13 protein-coding genes are annotated in these 18,148 nt (G+C 61.4%); all 13 read right to left on the bottom strand.

Annotated elements, in window-relative coordinates:
- Positions 1-15: 15 nt before the first annotated feature.
- Entirely contained in the window at positions 16-312 is a 297-nt protein-coding gene (locus tag J3P82_RS22080) for a DUF2845 domain-containing protein (RefSeq protein ID WP_186613100.1), read from the bottom strand.
- A 1-nt stretch (position 313) separates the two neighbouring features.
- Positions 314-3,247, bottom strand: coding sequence for a DUF748 domain-containing protein (locus J3P82_RS22075; RefSeq protein WP_434558669.1), 2,934 nt, complete (start codon positions 3,245-3,247; stop codon positions 314-316).
- 118 nt (positions 3,248-3,365) lie between these two features.
- The gene (locus J3P82_RS22070; RefSeq protein ID WP_434558668.1) at positions 3,366-4,382 is read right to left on the bottom strand and encodes a class I SAM-dependent rRNA methyltransferase; all 1,017 of its coding nucleotides are present in this window, start codon (positions 4,380-4,382) and stop codon (positions 3,366-3,368) included.
- Positions 4,383-4,603: 221 nt separating this feature from the next.
- The gene (gene acs / locus J3P82_RS22065; protein ID WP_434558667.1) at positions 4,604-6,541 is read right to left on the bottom strand and encodes an acetate--CoA ligase; all 1,938 of its coding nucleotides are present in this window, start codon (positions 6,539-6,541) and stop codon (positions 4,604-4,606) included.
- Positions 6,542-6,664: 123 nt separating this feature from the next.
- Positions 6,665-8,329, bottom strand: coding sequence for a glucose-6-phosphate isomerase (gene pgi, locus J3P82_RS22060; RefSeq protein WP_434558666.1), 1,665 nt, complete (start codon positions 8,327-8,329; stop codon positions 6,665-6,667).
- A 214-nt stretch (positions 8,330-8,543) separates the two neighbouring features.
- Positions 8,544-8,924: an aspartate 1-decarboxylase gene (gene panD, locus J3P82_RS22055; RefSeq protein WP_003228271.1), complete on the bottom strand. Its 381-nt coding sequence runs from the start codon at positions 8,922-8,924 to the stop codon at positions 8,544-8,546.
- Between the two features lie 123 nt (positions 8,925-9,047).
- Entirely contained in the window at positions 9,048-9,908 is an 861-nt protein-coding gene (gene panC / locus J3P82_RS22050; RefSeq protein WP_434558665.1) for a pantoate--beta-alanine ligase, read from the bottom strand.
- Positions 9,905-10,705 carry a 3-methyl-2-oxobutanoate hydroxymethyltransferase gene (panB, locus tag J3P82_RS22045; RefSeq protein ID WP_434558664.1) on the bottom strand — a complete coding sequence of 267 codons (801 nt, stop codon included), beginning with the start codon at positions 10,703-10,705 and terminating at the stop codon, positions 9,905-9,907. The genes panC and panB overlap by 4 nt, the downstream gene beginning before the upstream one ends.
- 225 nt (positions 10,706-10,930) lie before the next feature.
- Complete coding sequence (folK, locus tag J3P82_RS22040) at positions 10,931-11,416, bottom strand: 2-amino-4-hydroxy-6-hydroxymethyldihydropteridine diphosphokinase (RefSeq protein WP_434558663.1); 486 nt, start codon at positions 11,414-11,416, stop codon at positions 10,931-10,933.
- A 3-nt stretch (positions 11,417-11,419) separates the two neighbouring features.
- Positions 11,420-12,817: a polynucleotide adenylyltransferase PcnB gene (locus tag J3P82_RS22035; protein WP_434558662.1), complete on the bottom strand. Its 1,398-nt coding sequence runs from the start codon at positions 12,815-12,817 to the stop codon at positions 11,420-11,422.
- A gap of 715 nt (positions 12,818-13,532) precedes the next feature.
- The gene (locus J3P82_RS22030; RefSeq protein ID WP_434558661.1) at positions 13,533-14,963 is read right to left on the bottom strand and encodes a sigma-54-dependent transcriptional regulator; all 1,431 of its coding nucleotides are present in this window, start codon (positions 14,961-14,963) and stop codon (positions 13,533-13,535) included.
- A gap of 22 nt (positions 14,964-14,985) precedes the next feature.
- On the bottom strand, positions 14,986-17,940 hold the full coding sequence (locus J3P82_RS22025) for a sensor histidine kinase (protein WP_434558660.1): 2,955 nt from the start codon (positions 17,938-17,940) through the stop codon (positions 14,986-14,988).
- On the bottom strand, positions 17,924-18,100 hold the full coding sequence (locus tag J3P82_RS22020) for a hypothetical protein (RefSeq protein ID WP_003176118.1): 177 nt from the start codon (positions 18,098-18,100) through the stop codon (positions 17,924-17,926). The genes J3P82_RS22025 and J3P82_RS22020 overlap by 17 nt, the downstream gene beginning before the upstream one ends.
- Positions 18,101-18,148 lie beyond the last annotated feature (48 nt).

Raw genomic sequence — 18,148 nt, 5'->3', positions numbered from 1 at the left:
GTTGCACAGTGACGGTCAGCGCCCACGCTTGCTGGTGATCTCCACCAGCCGATTGCCCTCGAAGCGCAGGTATTGATACATGCCGCTATGGGGCCCGTAGGTCCATTCCTCCACTGGGTATTCTTCCCGGCGATTGACACTGCGCTTGTAGCCCAGGTCATCGCGCGCCGCGGGCTGACCGCATTTTTGCAGCACCTCGCTGGAGCGATCGCCAACGCTGATCAACTGGCTGCCGCAGCGCAGCGTATTGGCAGCCGACACGTGGCCAGCGGCCAATAACAAACCCAGGCCAAGTCCGCACAGGCGCTTCATGTCATTCGGCATCCAAGTGCATCGGTGTAATGACGGTACCGTCGCTCTCGGCTTGGCCGAGGCTGGCGTCGATGAAGTAGACGCGATCGTCGGCCAGCTTGCCCTTGTCCACCAGGAAATCCTTGATGCTGCTCGCCCGCTCCTGACCCAGTTCGCGCAGCAGCAGGTCGCTGCCGCTCCAGAAGTTGATGACGCCTTCACGGAGTTTGTCGATGCGGGCTTTTTTATCCAGTTGCGTCCATTCGGCTGGCGGTTGGGTCTTCAGGCGGGTGCGGTAGATTCCTTCCAGCAGCGGAGCCTTCTCATCCTCCGGCACTTCCAGCAACGAAGCCTTGGCCGGGACTTTGTCGCCCCGACGCTGGAGCATCTTGTAGTAGTTGTACTGGTATTCGCGCTCCAGGCGCTGGGCGGCGAGCAGCGGGCCATCGCTGCTTTGGGCGGCGGTGCCTTCGATCTCCAGCTTCAACTCCGGACGTTTGCCCAGGGCTTCGGCCAGCTTGAGCAACACACCTTCGTTTTCCTTGCTCAGCTCACTGGCTCCCGGCGCGAAAGCCACGCTGCCAAGGTCTTCCGAGCCACCGCCAGCCACCAACCCGCCGATGAGCTTGAACGGCGCTTGGGCCGCGCGCACCACCAGGTTGCGCAGGGTCTGCCAGACGATCGGCATCACGCTGAACTGTGGGTCGTTGAGGTTGCCGGAAACCGGCAGCTCGATGGTAATCCGACCCTCTGAATCCTTGAGCAGGGCAACGGCCAGCTTGAGCGGCAGGCTCACGGCGTCCGGGCTGTCGACCTTTTCCCCCAGCTGCAATTGCTCGACCACGACTTTGTTGTCGGCCTGGAGCTGGCCCTTGGTGATTCGATAATGCAGGTCGAGATTGAGCCGGCCCTTACGGATGCGATAGCCGGCAAATTTACCGGAGTAAGGCGTCAGGGTCGTCAACTCGACCCGCTTGAAGCTGGTGGCGATGTCGAGGCTGGCCATCGGGTCGAAGGGGTTGACCGCGCCCTTGATCGTCACCGGTGCGTAGCGGTCGACCTTGCCCTTCACGTCAACGGTGGCCGGCTTGGCCTGGCGGCTGTCGATGGTGCCGATCGCACCATTGAGCTGCTGCACGGCCGTGGCGAAGTTAGGCGTCAGGCTGAAGTCGGCGAAGTTGGCCGAGCCGTCGTTGATGGCGATGCCACCGATGTGAATGCCCAGCGGCTTTTCCTTCGAGGCCGGTTTGGCTCCGGTGGTTTTGGTCGCGCCGTCGGCCGGTTGCGGTATGAGCAGATCGTCGACGTTAGTGGTGCGGTCGTCGTTGATCATGAAGCGCGCGTACGGCTGGAAGAGGTTGACCTTGTTGATCGACAGGCTGTCGCCATGCTGGTAGTCGAGGCCCTGGATTTCCAGGCGCCCCCATTTCAGGAAGTCGCGGGTCTTGAGCGTGTCGAGGGTATGCAACTGATCGACCTGGGCACGGCCCGTGATGGCCAGCGCCAACGGCTCGGTGCTCTTGAGATCGACCACCAGGTCGCTGCCGAGCATCCCGGAGCGCAGTTCCAGGCGAATGAACGGGTTGATATAGGACTGGGCAACCCGCAGGTCGATGTCCTGGGTCTTGACGTTGAGCTTCGCCGTGACCGGATTCAGGTTGACCACGCCGTCGGCCTGGATCTTGCCCTGCTTGCCCACGCCGGTGTCGAGCTTGAGGTTGAAAGGCGAGCCGTTGAGCGTGTCGTAATTCTGCAAGTCGAGGTTCAGCGGGCCGACGTCCAGCGCCACGGCCGGTTGTGCCTGGCGGTCGGCCAGATGCACGTGGTAATCGCGCAGTTGCACGTCCTTCAACAGCACCTGCCAAGGTTTGCTCGGCGCTGTCGGCTCCGCTTTGGGCGAGTCGGCGGCTGCCGGCGCCGATGCCGGTTCAGCCTTGACCTGTGGTTTGGCCGGCTGGCTGGCGAAGAGTTTCTGCCAGTCCAGTTGCCCGTCCGCTTCGCGAGCGGCCCAGGTTTCCAGTTTCTGGCTGCGAATCTTGCCCACGATCACTTGCTGTTTGGCCAGGTCCAGCGACGCTTCGCTCACGTCCAGGCGCTCCAGCTTGACCAGCGGGCGGCCATCAGGCGCCTTGATGGCGAAGGGCGCGACACTGACGGCGGCGTTGCTGAGCAGCAGCTCCGTGCCTTTGGCGAGGTTGAGCTTATAGTCCGTGCTGAGGTCCAGCACACCGTTTTCCAACACCAGGGGCACCGCGTCACGCACGTAGGGCCAAAACGCCTTCATCTGGCCGCGAGTGATTTTCAGCGTGCCCTCGGAGGCGATCGGCGTGAGGCTGAAATTGCCGGTCCAGTCGAGTTGGCCGCCTTGCGGACTGACCGCCACCAGGGTCATGTCGGCACTGTCGTCGGGCAGGGTACTGAGGTTTTTCAGTTCGAAATCGAGGGTGTCGTAGAGGAACTCGATGGGCTCGCTGGGGCGCAAGTCCTGGAAATGCAGATAACCACCGGCCAACATGATTCGATCGACCCGCAGGGGAAACGGCTTGGCCTCGGGGTCTGCCGGCGTCGGTTCGCTGGCCGGCAGCTTGAACAGGCCCAGCAGGTTCAGCCGACCGTCCTTGGCGAACACCACTTCGGTCTTGGGCTTGTCCAGCTCGATGTCGGCCAGGTGCAGCGCACCGGACCACAGGCTGTCGATCTGCAGGTTGGCGTAGAGCCGCTCGAAGGCAACTTGCTCCTTGCCCGGCTCACCGATAACCAGGCCCCACAGGCTGACTTCAAGGCTGAAAGGATTGAGTTCGATGCGTTGGATCTGCGCCGGCACCGTCGCGTGGGTGGCCAATTGCTGATTGGCGATTCGCAAGGCAATGCCCGGCAATATCAGGAAACCCAACAAGCTGTAGAGGGCCAGTGCGGTCAACAGGGCGCCGAGCGTGCGAATCAATCCTTTGGACATGTATGGCTTCATCTGGTGTGAATCGGAGTGCCTTGGAGTATGGCATGCGTTTACGGTTCCGAAGCCACTGTGTTTTATGAGATTTGTCCGTTTTTTCCGTAGGATTGCCGAGACAGGGTCAGAACTGCAGGACCAGGGTTTTAAGCGGCGGTTGTTGATCTTGCGACGGGAAATCGCCGCCGGGCGCCAGCACGCTCCATTCGCGCACCGGGCGGCCAGCCTTCTGTGCGCAACGCAACACCTGCTCGCGCCAGTCGTCCATGGACACTTTCGCCAGGTTGTTGCAACAGATCAGCACACCGTCTTCGGCGGTCGTGAGCAATGCCGGCTTGAGCAGGCTTTGATAGTCGCGCAACAGATCGACCGTGCCGAATGCGCTCTTGGCCCAGGCGGGCGGGTCGAGTAGCACGAGGTCGTATTGGCGTTGTTCCAGGCGCACGTAGCTGGGCAGTTTCTGTCCGCGCCGCTGGCTGATGGGCAGGCCGGCCAGCTGGCGGATCGCCGGGAAATAATCCGATTGCACGAACTCCATCGCCGGCAGATCGGGATTGAGCAGGCCATTCTCGCGGCCAACCGCCAGGTTGCCCTCGGCAAAATCCAGGTTGCACACCTCGCGCGCGCCACCCGCCGCCGCGCTGAGGCCCACCCCGCAGGTGTAGGCGAACAGGTTCAGCACACTTTTGTTGCGGCTGTGATCCTTGACCCAGCCACGGGCGTTGCGCAGGTCGAGGAACAGCAACGGATCCTGCCCGGCATGCCGTCCGCGAACGCGGTAATTGAGGCCCCATTCATGCCCGACCAAGTCTTGCAGCGCGGCCTCGTCAGCCTGATAGACATTGTCCTGGCGATCGACGCGCGAGTTGCCCCGGGCGCGGTCGTTATAGACAAGCAGGGTGTCCAGGCCCAGCCGTTCGTTGACGATGGCGTGCAACTGCAGCAATTCCTCCCGCGCCAGCGATTGGTGAAAACTCTGCACCAGCAGTTGCGGGCCGTAGCGGTCGACGGTCAGGCCCGGCGCGCCTTCCTGGCTGCCGTGGAACAGGCGATAGCAGTCGGTGCCTTGCTGGTGCAGTTGGCCAAGCAACGCCTGACGCTGGTCGAGGGCGGCGCGCAGCGCCAGATTCAAGGAAGACATGCCGGGCGCGCCTTAAGGAAATGAGGCGCGGGAGTTTAGCAGTTATGCATACTCGGGTATTGCCTGCAGGTTTGAGTCAGGCAGCGCTTTTGTGGCGAGGGAGCTTGCTCCCGCTGGGGTGCGAAGCGCCCCCCTGTTTTCCAAGGGGCGACAGCGATTTTGCGTCTGCTGCGCAGCCGAGCGGGAGCAAGCTCCCTCGCCACAGGTTCTTGTGTATGGCTTCAGCGGTTCAGGCGCGTGTCGATCAACCCTTCCACCACGCTTGGATCGGCCAGGGTCGAGGTGTCGCCGAGGCTGTCGAGTTCGTTGCAGGCGATCTTGCGCAGGATGCGCCGCATGATCTTGCCCGAGCGAGTCTTGGGCAGGGCCGGCGCCCACTGGATCAGTTCCGGCTTGGCGAAACTGCCGATCTCCTTGCTGACGTGGGCGAGCAGTTCCTTCTTCAGTTCGTCGTTGGCCTCGACTCCGTCCATTGGGGTGACGAAGGCATAGATGCCCTGGCCCTTGAGATCGTGGGGATAACCGACCACCGCCGCCTCGGCAATGTTGTCGTGCAGCACCAGGGCGCTTTCGATTTCGGCGGTGCCGATGCGATGCCCGGAGACGTTGATCACGTCGTCGATGCGTCCGGTGATCCAGTAATCGCCATCTTCGTCGCGTCGCGCACCATCGCCGGTGAAGTAATAGCCGGGGTAGGGCTTGAAGTAAGTGTCGACCATGCGTTGATGGTCGCCATAGACACTGCGAATCTGCGCCGGCCAGCTGGATTTGATTGCCAGCACACCGCTGCCCGGGCCGCTGATTTCCTTGCCGACTTCATCCAGCAACACTGGCTGCACACCGAACATCGGCTGGGTGGCGCAGCCCGGCTTGAGCCGAGGCGTGCTCACCAGGGGGCTGAGCATGATGCCGCCGGTTTCGGTCTGCCACCAGGTATCGACAATCGGGCAGCGCTGTTCGCCGACCACGTTGAAATACCATTCCCACGCCTCGGGGTTGATCGGTTCACCCACACTGCCGAGCAATCGCAGGCTTTTGCGGGAGGTGTCCTGCAACGGCCCGGCGCCTTCGCGCATCAGCGCGCGCAGGGCAGTCGGGGCGGTGTAGAAGATATTGACCTGATGCTTGTCGATGACCTGCCAGAAGCGCGAACTGCTCGGGTAGCTCGGTACGCCCTCGAAAATCAAAGTGGTGGCACCGTTGGCCAGCGGGCCGTAGACGATGTAGCTGTGGCCGGTGACCCAGCCGACGTCGGCGGTGCACCAGAACACTTCGTTGTCGCGATAGTCGAGTACGTATTTGAAGGTCATCGCCGCTTGCAGCAGATAACCGCCGGTGGTGTGCAGCACGCCCTTGGGCTTGCCGGTGCTACCGGAGGTGTAGAGGATGAACAACGGGTCTTCGGCATCCATCGGCTCAGGCGGGCACTCATCGCTCATCTCGTGCATCGCCTGGTGATACCAGAGGTCACGGCCTTCGACCCAGTTCACCTCGCCCTGGGTGCGCTCGACCACCAGCACGGTGCTGACGTTCGGGCAGCTTTCGAGCGCTTTGTCGACGTTACGCTTGAGCGGTATGAACCGCCCGCCGCGCACGCCTTCGTCGGCAGTGATGACGGTGCGGCAATCGGCGTCGAGGATTCGATCACGCAACGAATCCGGCGAGAACCCGCCGAATACCACCGAATGCACTGCGCCAATGCGAGTGCAGGCAAGCATGGCGTAGGCCGCTTCCGGAATCATTGGCATGTAGATGCAGACCCGGTCGCCTTTCTTCACGCCACGGCTTTTCAACACGTTGGCCAGTCGGCAAACGTGATGGTGAAGTTTTTTATAGGTGATTTCTGCCGATTCGGCGGGATTGTCGCCTTCCCAGATGATTGCGGTCTGGTCACCGCGCGTATCCAGATGGCGGTCGATGCAGTTGGCGCTGACGTTCAGCTTGCCGCCGGCGAACCAGTTGGCTTCACCGCTCTTGAGGTCGTAGCGCTGGACAGTCTGCCAGGGCGTCATCCAGTCGAGAAAACGCGTGGCTTGCTCAGCCCAGAACGTGCTGGGGTGTTCGATGGATTCTTTGTAGAGCCGCTTGTACTCGTCCTGACTCAGTTGCGCAGCCCGGCGGACGGCATCGGCGTGGGGGTACTGGCTGATATCGAACATGACGGTTCCTTATTCTTGTTTTGCGACAAGACATAAAGATGCGCCGAGTGAATATCCAGTTCAAGTTGTACATGGAAACAGTGTGGGGCGAGCAGGCTCGCCCCCACCGCTATTTGATCACCATCAGCCGCGATGACGCCCGCGGAAGTAGTCGATCAGGCCTTGGGTCGAAGCATCTTCGGCGGCGGTTTCTTCGCTGCCCACCAGGCGGTTGTAGACGCCCTTGCCCAACTCCTTGCCCAACTCCACGCCCCATTGGTCGAAGGCGTTGATGCCCCAGACCACGCTTTGGACGAAGACTTTATGCTCGTACAGCGCAACCAGCGCGCCGAGGCGGCGCGGGCTAATGCGCTCGACCACCAAGGTGTTGCTCGGACGGTTGCCAGGAATGATTTTGTGGGAGGCCAGTTTCTGCACTTCTTCTTCGCTGGCGCCCTTGTCCCGCAGCTCGGCCTCGGCCTCGACGCGGGTCTTGCCGAGCATCAGCGCCTGGCTCTGGGACAGGCAGTTGGCGTACAGCCATTGGTGATGGTCGGAAACCGGGTTGAAGCTGACGATCGGCACGATGAAGTCGGCCGGGATGAATTGAGTCCCCTGGTGCAACAGCTGATGGTAAGCGTGCTGGCCGTTAGCGCCGACGCCGCCCCAAATCACCGGACCGGTGTCAGTGGAGACCGGCGTACCGTCCTGGCGCACGCTCTTGCCATTGGATTCCATGTCCAGTTGTTGCAAGTGCTTGGTGATGTTGCGCAGGTAATGGTCGTACGGCAGGATCGCATGGCTCTGCGCACCCCAGAAGTTACCGTACCACACGCCCAGCAGCGCCAGCAGCACCGGCATGTTCTGTTCAAACGGCGCACTCTGGAAATGCTGGTCCATGGAGTAGGCGCCGGACAGCAGTTCCTTGAAGTTCGACATGCCGATGGCCAGGGCGATGGGCAGGCCGATGGCCGACCACAGCGAGTAGCGCCCGCCGACCCAGTCCCACATCGGGAAGATATTCTCTTCGCGAATGCCGAAGGCCACGGCGGCGGCGTTGTTGCTCGATACCGCGATGAAGTGGCGGTAGAGCTCCGCTTCCGAGCCACCCTGGGCCAGATACCAGGCACGCGCCGCCTGGGCGTTTTTCAAGGTTTCGAGGGTGTTGAAAGATTTCGACGAGACGATGAACAGCGTGGTCTCGGCGCGCAGCTTCAGGGTCAATTCGTGGAACTCGCTGCCGTCGATGTTCGCCAGGTAATGACAGCGAACGCCTTTATGTGTGTAGGACAACAGCGCTTCGGACACCAGCTGAGGGCCGAGGAAGGAGCCACCGATGCCGATGTTCACCACGTCGGTGATAGGCTTTTCGGTGTAGCCGCGCCATAGGCCGTCGTGGATGCGGCCCACCAGGTCGGTAATCTGGTTCAACACCTTGTGCACATCGGGCATCACATTGGAGCCGTTCACCAGCAGCTTGTCGCCCACCGGGCGACGCAGGGCGGTGTGCAGGGCGGGACGGTTCTCGGAGGCATTGACGATTTCGCCTTCGAACAGCGCCTTGATTGCGCCCTGGAGGTCGACTTCGTTGGCCAGGCCCACCAGCAGGTCACGGGTCTGGGCATTGATCAGGTTTTTCGAGTAGTCGAGAAACAAGCCACAGCTGGAAAGGGTGAAATGATTGAAACGCTGCGGATCGGCATTGAACGCTTCGCGCATGCTGAAATCCTGCATGGCTTTGCGGTGGTCATTCAGCGCTTGCCAGGCGGGCAGAGCGGTCACGTCTTGAGGAGTTCGGTAATACGCCATCGCTGCGGGTTTCCTTTTTACTTGAACGACCTTTTGTACACTAAAAATTCCGGCGAGGCCCGCGGAGGGCGTCCGGACAACTGCGTCGACACGATCGCCGGGCACAGGGCGAATACAGTAAACCTCGCGTTGCGATCTGTCTTGACTTTGTCTGACCGCTTCCCGGTACTTTTTTATACAACCGGGCTGGGAATGGCCCGACAGGCGGGGCTGGTCAGGCAACCTGGACCGGGATGGCGTTGCTGGTGTGGCTCAGTTCGTTGCCCGGCGCCATGTACAGCATGCGCGGCTTGAAGTTGAGCAGCTCCGCTTCGCTGTAGTGGGCGTAGGCGCAAATGATGACGCGGTCGCCCACCTTGGCCTTGTGTGCCGCAGCGCCGTTGACCGAAATCATCCGTGAGCCTTCTTCGCCACGAATGGCGTAAGTGGTGAAGCGCTCGCCGTTGTCGACGTTGTAGATCTGGATCTGTTCGTACTCACGAATGCCCGACAAATCCAGCCATTCACCGTCAATGGCGCAGGAGCCCTCGTAATCGAGCACGGCGTGAGTGACTTCGGCGCGGTGCAACTTGGCCTTGAGCATGATGGCGTGCATGAGTGTTTCCTCTGGTCGGGTCCGAACGGCGCGCAGTTTGCCCGAAGGCTGGCAAGGCGGCAATAACGCGCAAAACCGCCTATGGAAGCGAGTGGCTTCGCTCCCATAGACGGCCTGGCTATCTCAGACGAGCGCGTCGAGGTCCAGGTGCAGGTTGTCGATCAACCGGGTGGTGCCCAGGAAGGCGGCAATAAGGATCACCAGGTCGCGATCCTCTTGGGTGGCCGGACGCAAGGTCCGGGCGTGACGGATTTCCAAGTAGTCGGGGCGCAGGCCGGCGGTTTCGAGTTGCTTGAGCTGCTCGGCGGTCAGCGCCGGATAATCCCGTTGTCCCTGCTTGATCGCCTCGGCTATCTGGCCCAGGGCGCGATAGACCACCGGCGCGACGGCGCGCTGTTCGGGGCTGAGGAAGCCGTTGCGCGACGACAGCGCCAGGCCGTCTTCGGCGCGCACGGTCGGCTCGCCGATGATCTGGATCGGCATGTTCAGGTCATGGACCAGAGCGCGGATCACCGCCAGCTGCTGGAAGTCCTTCTGGCCAAACACCGCGAGATCCGGCTGGACCATGTTGAACAGCTTGCTGACGACTGTCGCCACACCCTCGAAGTGCCCTGGCCGGCTGGCACCGCACAGTCCTTCGGACAGCTGTGGGACGCTGACGCGGGTCTGCCCGGCCATGCCGTCGGGATACATTTCCTCGACGCTTGGCGCGAACAGCAAATGGCACCCGGCCTGGAGCAGCTTTTCCTGATCGGCCGCCAGGGTGCGGGGATATTTGTCCAGGTCTTCGCCAGCACCGAATTGCAGCGGGTTGACGAAGATGCTCGCCACGACAAAGTCGGCCCGTTGCGCCGCCTTGGTCACAAGCGCCATGTGGCCGCTGTGCAGATTGCCCATCGTCGGGACGAAAGCGATACGTTTGCCTTCGCTGCGGGCACGGGCCACGGCGGCTCGCAGTTCGCGTACGGTCTTGACGGTGTTCATGCAGAGAATCCGTGTTCGGCGCCCGGGAAGGTCACGCCCTTCACTTCGGCAACATAAGCCCCGAGCGCGGCCTGGATAGTGCTTTGCCCGGCCATGAAGTTCTTCACGAACTTGGGCACGCGACCCGTGATCGACAGGCCGAGCATGTCGTGGAGCACCAGCACCTGGCCATCGGTGGCGCTGCCAGCGCCGATGCCGATCACCGGGATCTTCACCGCCTGGGTTATTTCTTCAGCCAGCTCGGTGGGTACGCATTCGAGCAGCAACATCGCGGCGCCCGCCTGCTCCAGGGCAATGGCATCGGCGCGCATCTGCCGTGCCTGGTTTTCATTACGACCCTGAACCTTGTAGCCGCCGAGGATATTCACCGCCTGCGGGGTCAGGCCCAGGTGCGCGCACACGGGAATGCCGCGTTCGGCCAGCAGGCGGATCGAGTCGGCGAGCCACAGCGCGCCTTCGACCTTGACCATGTGGGCACCGGCCTGCATCAGCATGGCGCTGTTGGTCATGGTTTGATCGAGGGTGGCATAGGCCATGAACGGCAGGTCGGCGAGGATCAACGCATCGGTGTTACCGCGTTTGACGGCGGCCACGTGGTAGGCCATCTCGACGGTGGTTACCGGCAATGTGCTGTCGTGACCTTGCAGCACCATGCCGAGGGAGTCGCCCACCAGCAGCACTTCGACACCGGCCTCATTGCAGGCATGGGCGAAGGTGGCGTCATAGCAGGTCAGCATGGTGATCTTTTCACCTTTTTGCTTGAGACCTTGCAGCGTGGTCAGGGTAATAGCTGGCATGTAAAAGTCCTCATTAGGCGCTCGAATACAGGCGCACCCTCTATGCGTGGTGCTTGTAAGGCCCGGATTGCGCCCTTCAGCGCCGCGTTGGCGGCAACGGGACGCCTATAGTCGTGAGGAGTACCGGGGAAGTCAATTGGATGTGTTACCGCCGGGTGTTACCGAGGTTACTGATGCGTTTCAGCTGGGAGGCGCGCCCAGATTGTGACTGTCTGGTACCGCAACCTAAGGATGGTCCAGGCGCTCGAGGCCGAGAAACGGGCACTCGGCGAGCAAGTCCTTGAGCAGGCGGCCGTCGGCCAGGCGCAGGTCGGCGGGCGCCAACTCCGCCAGCGGATAGAGCACGAAGGCCCTGGCTTGCATGTGGTAATGAGGGATTTTGAGGCGGGGCTCGTCGATCAGCCGATCACCGAACAGGAGGATATCCAGGTCGAGGGTGCGCGGGCCCCAGCGCTCCAGGCGCTCGCGGCCCTGGCCGGTTTCGATGGCTTGCAGCGCATCGAGCAAGTCCAGCGGCGCAAGGCTGCTGTCCAGCGCGGCCACGGCATTGGTGTAGCGCGGCTGGCCGGGGAGCAGGGAGTCGCTTTGATAAAACGCTGAAACCCCCACCAGTCGAGTCTCGGACAGTCGCGCCAGGGCTTCGATGGCGCTGCGCAAGTGTTCGGCGGGTTCGGCCAGGTTGCTGCCCATGCCGACGTAGATGCGTTCCATCGATTACTCGTCCGAGGCGCTTGGCACACCGGCACGTTTACGCTTGGCGCCACTGCTGCGCCGACGCTTGCGCGGGCCGCTGGCGCCGTCGTCCTTGCCGCTGAGCTCGCGGATCATGTCGCGGCGTTCGCTGTCGTTGGCATCCTGATAATCAGTCCACCATTCGCCCAGGCCATCGGTCTGTTCGCCGGCGCTTTCGCGCAGCAGCAGGAAGTCATAGCCGGCGCGGAAACGCGGGTTGTCCAGCAACAGATCGGCACGTTTGCCGCTGCGCCGTGGCAGGCGCTCCTGCATGTCCCAGATCTCGCGGATCGGCATCGTGAAACGTTTGGGAATCGCGATGCGCTGGCACTGTTCGGCAATCAGCTGGTGGGCGGCTTCCTGCATTGCCGGGATCGGCGGCATGCCACGCTCCTGCAAGCGTAATACCCGGGCGGGCAGTGCAGGCCAGAGCAAGGCGGCGAACAGGAACGCTGGGGTCACCGGTTTGTTCTGCTTGATGCGCAGGTCGGTGTTGACCAGCGCTTCGCTGATCAAGGTGTGGGTGTAGGTCGGGTTGTATTCCAGCGCCTCGGCACTGGCCGGGAACAGCGGGTCGAACAACTGCAGGTCCACGAGCATTTCAAAAGTATCTGCGGCGTGGCCCGACAGGAACAGCTTGAGGACTTCCTCGAACAGGCGCGCCGAAGGAATCTCCCTCAGCATCGGGGCGAGTTCGCGAATCGGCATGGCGCTGTGCTTCTCGATGCCGAAATCCAGCTTGGCAGCGAAACGCACGGCCCGCAGCATCCGCACCGGGTCCTCCTGGTAGCGCTGCTTGGGATCGCCAATCAGCCGGATGAGACGGTTGCGGATGTCGTGCACGCCATTGGCGTAATCGAGAATGCGCTCGCTGACCGGGTCGTAATACAGGGCGTTGATGGTGAAGTCGCGGCGTTGCGCGTCTTCTTCCAGCGTGCCGTAGACGTTATCGCGCAGGATGCGTCCGCTCTCGTTGCGAGAAGACTGGTTGCTATCTTCTTCCTCATCGCTTTGCGGATGGTTGGCGCGGAACGTCGCCACCTCGATGATTTCGCGGCCAAAGTGGATATGCACCAGCTTGAAACGGCGCCCGATGATTCGCGCATTGCGAAACTCGGCCCGTATCTGCTCAGGCGTGGCGCTGGTGGCAACGTCGAAATCCTTGGGGGTGATGTTCAACAGCATGTCGCGCACGCACCCGCCGACCAGATAAGCCTGGTAGCCGGCGTTCTGCAGGCGTTCGACGATGTTCACCGCATAACGGCTGAATTGGGCCTTTTGCAATGAATGCTGGCCGCTGTTGAGCACTTCAGGCGTGCTGCGAATGTGTTGCGTACGACGCAAGGGAGAACGGAATGACTGGAACAGCTTCTTCAGCATGGGAGGCACTGTTTGAAGGAATATTCGGCCAAAAACAAAGAATGACCGCATGATGGGCGGGGATTCTAGCATTTAGTCGAGGGATGGTGTAGGACACAGGAGTTTTGAGCTGCAAGCTTTAAGCGACAAGCTCTGTAGGAGGCTTCGGGGCAGGGAATGACAGAAACCACAAGGGGAGCCGAAGCTCCCCCAGAATTAGTTGCGTACTCGTTTTTATTATTGGTTTCGGGCTTCTTGTTTTTGTTGAGTGCCCGCGCCACGAAGTTTTCCCTTCGTGACCCTCCCAATCGGGAGCCAAGAGCAAACGGATTGCTTTGGTCGCTGTGTTGCAGTGATCTATCGATCCAACCAGTTCAGGCACCTGTCTTGAGACAGTTTTTATTGTTCTCGGCCTGGTTGCGGGGCAAGCCCCAAATACAACGCCTCTCCAAAAGAATCAGTTAGCTGCGCCTCTCGCCGTCTTGTTTTTATTGTGCGTGAGTCGATTCGTCTTATTTTTATTGTCTTGTGCATTGCTTGTTATTGTTCTTGTACCAAAGCTATAGCAGGGTGCGTGCCAACTTTTGTCAGGCCCAGAGAAACCGGAGGTTCTATGGTTATGCCGGTTTTTTCAGGGCGAAAAAAAGCCGGGGTTTCGTTACCGTAAACCCCGGCTTCTGTTACGTGAAAAAGCTGCGGTAACAGTTTTTTCACATTCGGCGGTGTTACCCGCGCATCAGCTTTCGCTGGCGACCCCGGTCTTGCGCCGTGGTATGCCCAGGCGTTGGCGGCGTTCCCACAGGCATTTGCGACTCACGCCCAGCTTGCGAGCCAGCTCGGTCTCGGTCATGTGATCCTGGTGTTCCAGGACGAAATGCTGGAAGTAGTCTTCCAGTGACAGGTCTTCGGTGGGCTCGTGGCTGTTGTTGTTCGCACCGCCTTGCTGAGGTGCGAGACCGATGAACTCGTCATCGTCCAGGTCGCTCAATTCAATGTCGATACCCAGCAGGTCAGCGGAAATTTCCGGACTTTCGCATAGGATTACCGCTCGCTCCACAGCGTTTTCCAGTTCACGCACGTTACCAGGCCAGGCGTAGTGACGAATGGCCTGCTCGGCGTCCGGGGCGAATTTCAGGTCGGTGCGGTTGACGCGCGCGCTCTGACGGGCAAGAAAGGCACTGGCGATTTCGTTGACGTCCGCGCCGCGTTCGCGCAGGGGCGGCAGCTTCAGGGCGATCACGTGCAGCCGGTAATACAAGTCTTCCCGGAACTGGCCGATTTTCGCCAAGCTCTTGAGGTCCCGGTGGGTCGCCGCGATCAGGCGTACATCGACCTTTTGCGACTGGACCGAACCGACCCGGCGGATTTCGCCCTCCTGGAGCACCCGCAGCAATCGCGCCTGGGCTTCCAGCGGCAGTTCACCAATTTCATCGAGGAACAGCGTGCCGCCATCCGCCGCTTCCACCAGGCCGGCGCGTCCGGCGCTGGCGCCAGTGAACGCACCTTTTTCATGGCCGAACAGCTCGGACTCGATCAGGCTTTCCGGAATGGCTGCGCAGTTCACCGAAATCATCGGTGCCTTGGCCCGACGGGAAAGATTATGCAGCGCCCTGGCCACCAGCTCCTTGCCAGTACCTGACTCGCCCTGGATCAAGACGTTGGAGTCGGTCGGTGCCACTTTGCGGATCTTGCCGTAAAGGTCCTGCATGGGCGGGCAAGAACCGATGATGCCGATTTCACCGTTACTGTTGCTGGCGCCTGCCTTGCCTGGAGCCGCCTTGCCGTTCGTCGGTTCGGAGGGCTGGCTGATCGCCGTTTGCCGATCGCGCAGGATGCGGGCCACGGCCTGGAGCATTTCGTCGTGGTCGAACGGTTTGGCGATGTAGTCCACGGCCCCCATTTTCATGGAGTCGACCGCCGAGCGCAGGCTGGCGTAACTGGTCATGATCAGCACGGGCGTGCCCTGGCCGAGCTTGATCAGTTCGGTGCCGGGGGCGCCGGGCAGGCGCAGGTCGCTGACGATCAAGTCAAACGTTGGAATGCTGAAGCGCTCTTGTGCTTCCTGCACAGAACCGGCTTCGCTGACCTGGTACTGGTTGCGTTCCAGCAGGCGGCGCAAGGCGGAGCGGATAATTGTTTCGTCTTCGACGATCAAAATGTGCGGCATTGATTCGATTCTCTCGACGGTCTCAGTTCACAGCGGACGTCGCTTCGACATGACGTGGCAAGGTTACCCGGATACGGGTGCCGCGCTGGCTCTGAACATCGGCCGGGCTGTCGATGGTGATTTGTCCATAATGCTCTTCAACGATGGAATAGACCAGTGCGAGGCCCAGACCGGTGCCCTCGCCAGGATCCTTGGTGGTGAAGAAAGGTTCGAACAATCGATCCATGATGTTCTGTGGGATACCGCTGCCTTCGTCTTCGACGATCAGGTCGACCGTATGTTCGAAAGCTTCGCTCTTGACGCGCACCGCACTGCCGGCCGGTGAAGCGTCGCGCGCGTTGGACAACAGGTTGATCAGCACCTGGGCGAGCCGCTGAGGATCGCCATCGACCCAATGATCCGGATCGCACAGGTTGAAAAACTGGACTTCGAAATTGCGTCGGTTGAGCGCCAGCAGGCCGATGGCGTCCTGGGCCACTTCGGCCAGGCAGACCGGTTCGTCGTTGTGCTGGTGGCCGCCGGCATGGGCGAAACTCATCAAGGACTGGACGATGCGCGAGACCCGCTTGGTCTGCTCAAGGATCTGCCCGCTGATTTCCGTCAGTTCGCCGTCGTCCTCGCGCTCTTCGCGCAGGTTCTGGGCCAGGCAGGCGATGCCAGTGATCGGATTGCCGATTTCGTGGGCGACGCCGGCGGCCAGTCGACCGATGCTGGCCAGCCGCTCGGAGTGGACCAGCTTGTCTTCGAGCATCTGGGTGTCGGTCAGGTCTTCAACCAGCAGCACCAAACCGCTGTTACCGGGCGCCAACGGCTCGTCGATGGCTGCCTTGTGCAAATTGAGCCAACGGGTCTGGCCGTCGAGCGCCAGGTGTTGTTTATGCAGGTGTTCGTCGGGCAGGTCGATGAAGCCTTGCAGCAGGCCTTTCCACGGCTCGCCCAAGGTGCTCAAGCGCGAGCCGACCACGCGCTGGGCGGCGATTCCGGTCAGCTCTTCCATGGCCCTGTTCCACATGAGGATCTCCTGATCCTTGGCCAAGGAGCAGACGCCCATCGGCAGCTCCTGCAGGGTCTGGCGGTGATAGCGGCGCAGGGCATCCAGTTCGGCAGCCAGGCCGGTGAGGCGCGAATGGTAGTCCTCGAGGCGGCTTTCGATGAAGTGGATGTCTTCGGTCACGTAGTTTTCGCCGCCCGCCTTATAAGGCAGGAAGGTCTCGACCATGTCCTGGGCCACGCTGGGGCCCATCAGGCCGGACAGGTTGGCTTCGATCCGATCGCGCAAGCGGCGCAAGGCGTAGGGGCGGCGTTCATCGAATGGCAGGTAAAGGTCGCGCAGGGCCTGTTCGACTTCCTTTTGCGCGGCCTTGGCGCCCAGGGGCTTGGCCAGTTGCGTGGCGAACTCCTGGGGTGAGGCGGCATGCAATTCGCGGCGTTGCGGGCGGCGCACGTTATCCACCGCGCAGGCTTCGGCGGCGCTGGCTTCTTCACTGCTGGCGTTGGTGAACAGTGAAATCAGGGTAAACATCAGCACGTTCGCCGCCAGCGAGGCGATGGCTGCCATGTGCCAGCTGGTGTCGTCGAGCACGTAGATCATGTTCAGCAGCGGAATATAGAAACCTTGCAGGTTGCCGAGCAGCGGCAACAGCATGGCGACCAGCCAAACCAGGATCCCCGCCAACAGCCCGGCGATAAAGCCTCGACGGTTGGCGGTTGGCCAATACAGCACCGACAGTACGCCTGGCAGGAACTGCAAGGTTGCGACGAACGCGACGATGCCCAGGTTAGCCAGGTCCTGCCCGTCGCCCAGCATCAGGTAGAAGCCGTAGCCAGCCATGATGATCGCGACGATCAACGCCCGACGAGTCCATTTCAGCCAGCGGTAGATATTTCCCTCCGCCGGAGGCTGGTACAGCGGCAGCACCAGATGATTGAGGGCCATGCCCGACAGCGCCAGCGTGGTCACGATGATCAATCCGCTGGCCGCCGACAGGCCGCCTATATAGGCCAGCAAGGCCAAGGCCTTGTTGTTGGCGGCGATGCCGATGCCCAGGGTGAAGTATTCCGGGTTGGTACTGGCGCCCAGCTTCAGCCCGGCCCAGAGAATCAGCGGCACGGCCAGGCTCATCAACAGGAGGAACAGCGGCAGGCCCCAGCTTGCGCTGACCAGCGAGCGCGGGTTGAGGTTTTCGGTAAAGGTCATGTGGTACATGTGCGGCATCACGATCGCCGAAGCGAAGAACACCAGCAGCAGTGTGCGCCATGGGCCTTCTTGCAAGGGCGTGTGCAAGGCGGCGAGGGCGGTCTGGTTCTGCAGCAGCCAGAGCTCAAGCTGCTGCGGACCGTCGAACACACCATACAAGGCATAGAGGCCGACACCGCCGATGGCGATCAGCTTGATCACCGACTCAAAGGCGATCGCGAACACCAGGCCTTCGTGCTTTTCCCGGGTAGCGATGTGCCGGGAGCCGAAGAAGATCGTGAACAGGATGATCAGGACGCAGAAGCTCAACGCCACGCGATGCTGCACCGGTTCGCGGGTCAGGATACTGATTGAGTCAGCCACGGCCTGCATTTGCAGGGCCAGCAGCGGCAAGACGCCGACCAGCATGAAAATGGTGGTCAGTGCGCCGGCCCAGGTGCTGCGGAAACGAAAGGCGAACAGGTCGGCCAGCGATGAGAGCTGGTAGGTGCGGGTGATTTTCAGGATCGGATAAAGCAGCACCGGTGCCAGCAGGAACGCACCGGAGACCCCGAGGTAGCTGGACAGAAAACCGTAGCCGTACTGATAGGCCAGGCCAACCGTGCCATAGAACGCCCAAGCGCTGGCATACACGCCCAGCGACAGGGTGTAGGTCAGCGGATGGCGGATGATTGCCCGGGGGATCATGCCTCGTTCGCTGATCCAGGCCACGCCGAACAGCACCGCCAGGTAGGCGGCGCTGATCAGGATCATCTGGGTCAGGCTAAAGCTCATCGGCATCTTTTTGGCTCTGCAGGATGAAGGTCACGACGATCAGGATCAGCCAGAGCAGATACGGCCGATACCAGGCGCCCGTGGCGTCGATCCACCAATCCATGATGGCCGGGGAGAACAGGTAGATCCCCACTACCAGGAGCAGGACCAAGCGATAGATGTACATCCCGGCCTCTCTTGTTTATGCGCGTGCCCGAAAACGTGCGGCGATGGT

This window comes from Pseudomonas sp. Z4-20 (assembly GCF_051131955.1).
In the GTDB taxonomy this organism is placed as follows: Bacteria; Pseudomonadota; Gammaproteobacteria; order Pseudomonadales; family Pseudomonadaceae; genus Aquipseudomonas; species Aquipseudomonas marvdashtae.
This window is presented reverse-complemented; position numbering and strand designations above follow the sequence as displayed.

What these genes read in the sequence shown, in the direction of transcription:
- J3P82_RS22070 (WP_434558668.1), bottom strand. Translation starts at nt 4,382, where the DNA reads ATGTCTTCCTTGAATCTGGCGCTGCGCGCCGCCCTCGACCAGCGTCAG.
- J3P82_RS22080 (WP_186613100.1), bottom strand. Translation starts at nt 312, where the DNA reads ATGAAGCGCCTGTGCGGACTTGGCCTGGGTTTGTTATTGGCCGCTGGC.
- pgi (WP_434558666.1), bottom strand. Translation starts at nt 8,329, where the DNA reads ATGGCGTATTACCGAACTCCTCAAGACGTGACCGCTCTGCCCGCCTGG.
- panC (WP_434558665.1), bottom strand. Translation starts at nt 9,908, where the DNA reads ATGAACACCGTCAAGACCGTACGCGAACTGCGAGCCGCCGTGGCCCGT.
- J3P82_RS22020 (WP_003176118.1), bottom strand. Translation starts at nt 18,100, where the DNA reads ATGTACATCTATCGCTTGGTCCTGCTCCTGGTAGTGGGGATCTACCTG.
- panD (WP_003228271.1), bottom strand. Translation starts at nt 8,924, where the DNA reads ATGCACGCCATCATGCTCAAGGCCAAGTTGCACCGCGCCGAAGTCACT.
- acs (WP_434558667.1), bottom strand. Translation starts at nt 6,541, where the DNA reads ATGTTCGATATCAGCCAGTACCCCCACGCCGATGCCGTCCGCCGGGCT.
- J3P82_RS22025 (WP_434558660.1), bottom strand. Translation starts at nt 17,940, where the DNA reads ATGCCGATGAGCTTTAGCCTGACCCAGATGATCCTGATCAGCGCCGCC.
- panB (WP_434558664.1), bottom strand. Translation starts at nt 10,705, where the DNA reads ATGCCAGCTATTACCCTGACCACGCTGCAAGGTCTCAAGCAAAAAGGT.
- J3P82_RS22030 (WP_434558661.1), bottom strand. Translation starts at nt 14,963, where the DNA reads ATGCCGCACATTTTGATCGTCGAAGACGAAACAATTATCCGCTCCGCC.
- J3P82_RS22035 (WP_434558662.1), bottom strand. Translation starts at nt 12,817, where the DNA reads ATGCTGAAGAAGCTGTTCCAGTCATTCCGTTCTCCCTTGCGTCGTACG.
- J3P82_RS22075 (WP_434558669.1), bottom strand. Translation starts at nt 3,247, where the DNA reads ATGTCCAAAGGATTGATTCGCACGCTCGGCGCCCTGTTGACCGCACTG.
- folK (WP_434558663.1), bottom strand. Translation starts at nt 11,416, where the DNA reads ATGGAACGCATCTACGTCGGCATGGGCAGCAACCTGGCCGAACCCGCC.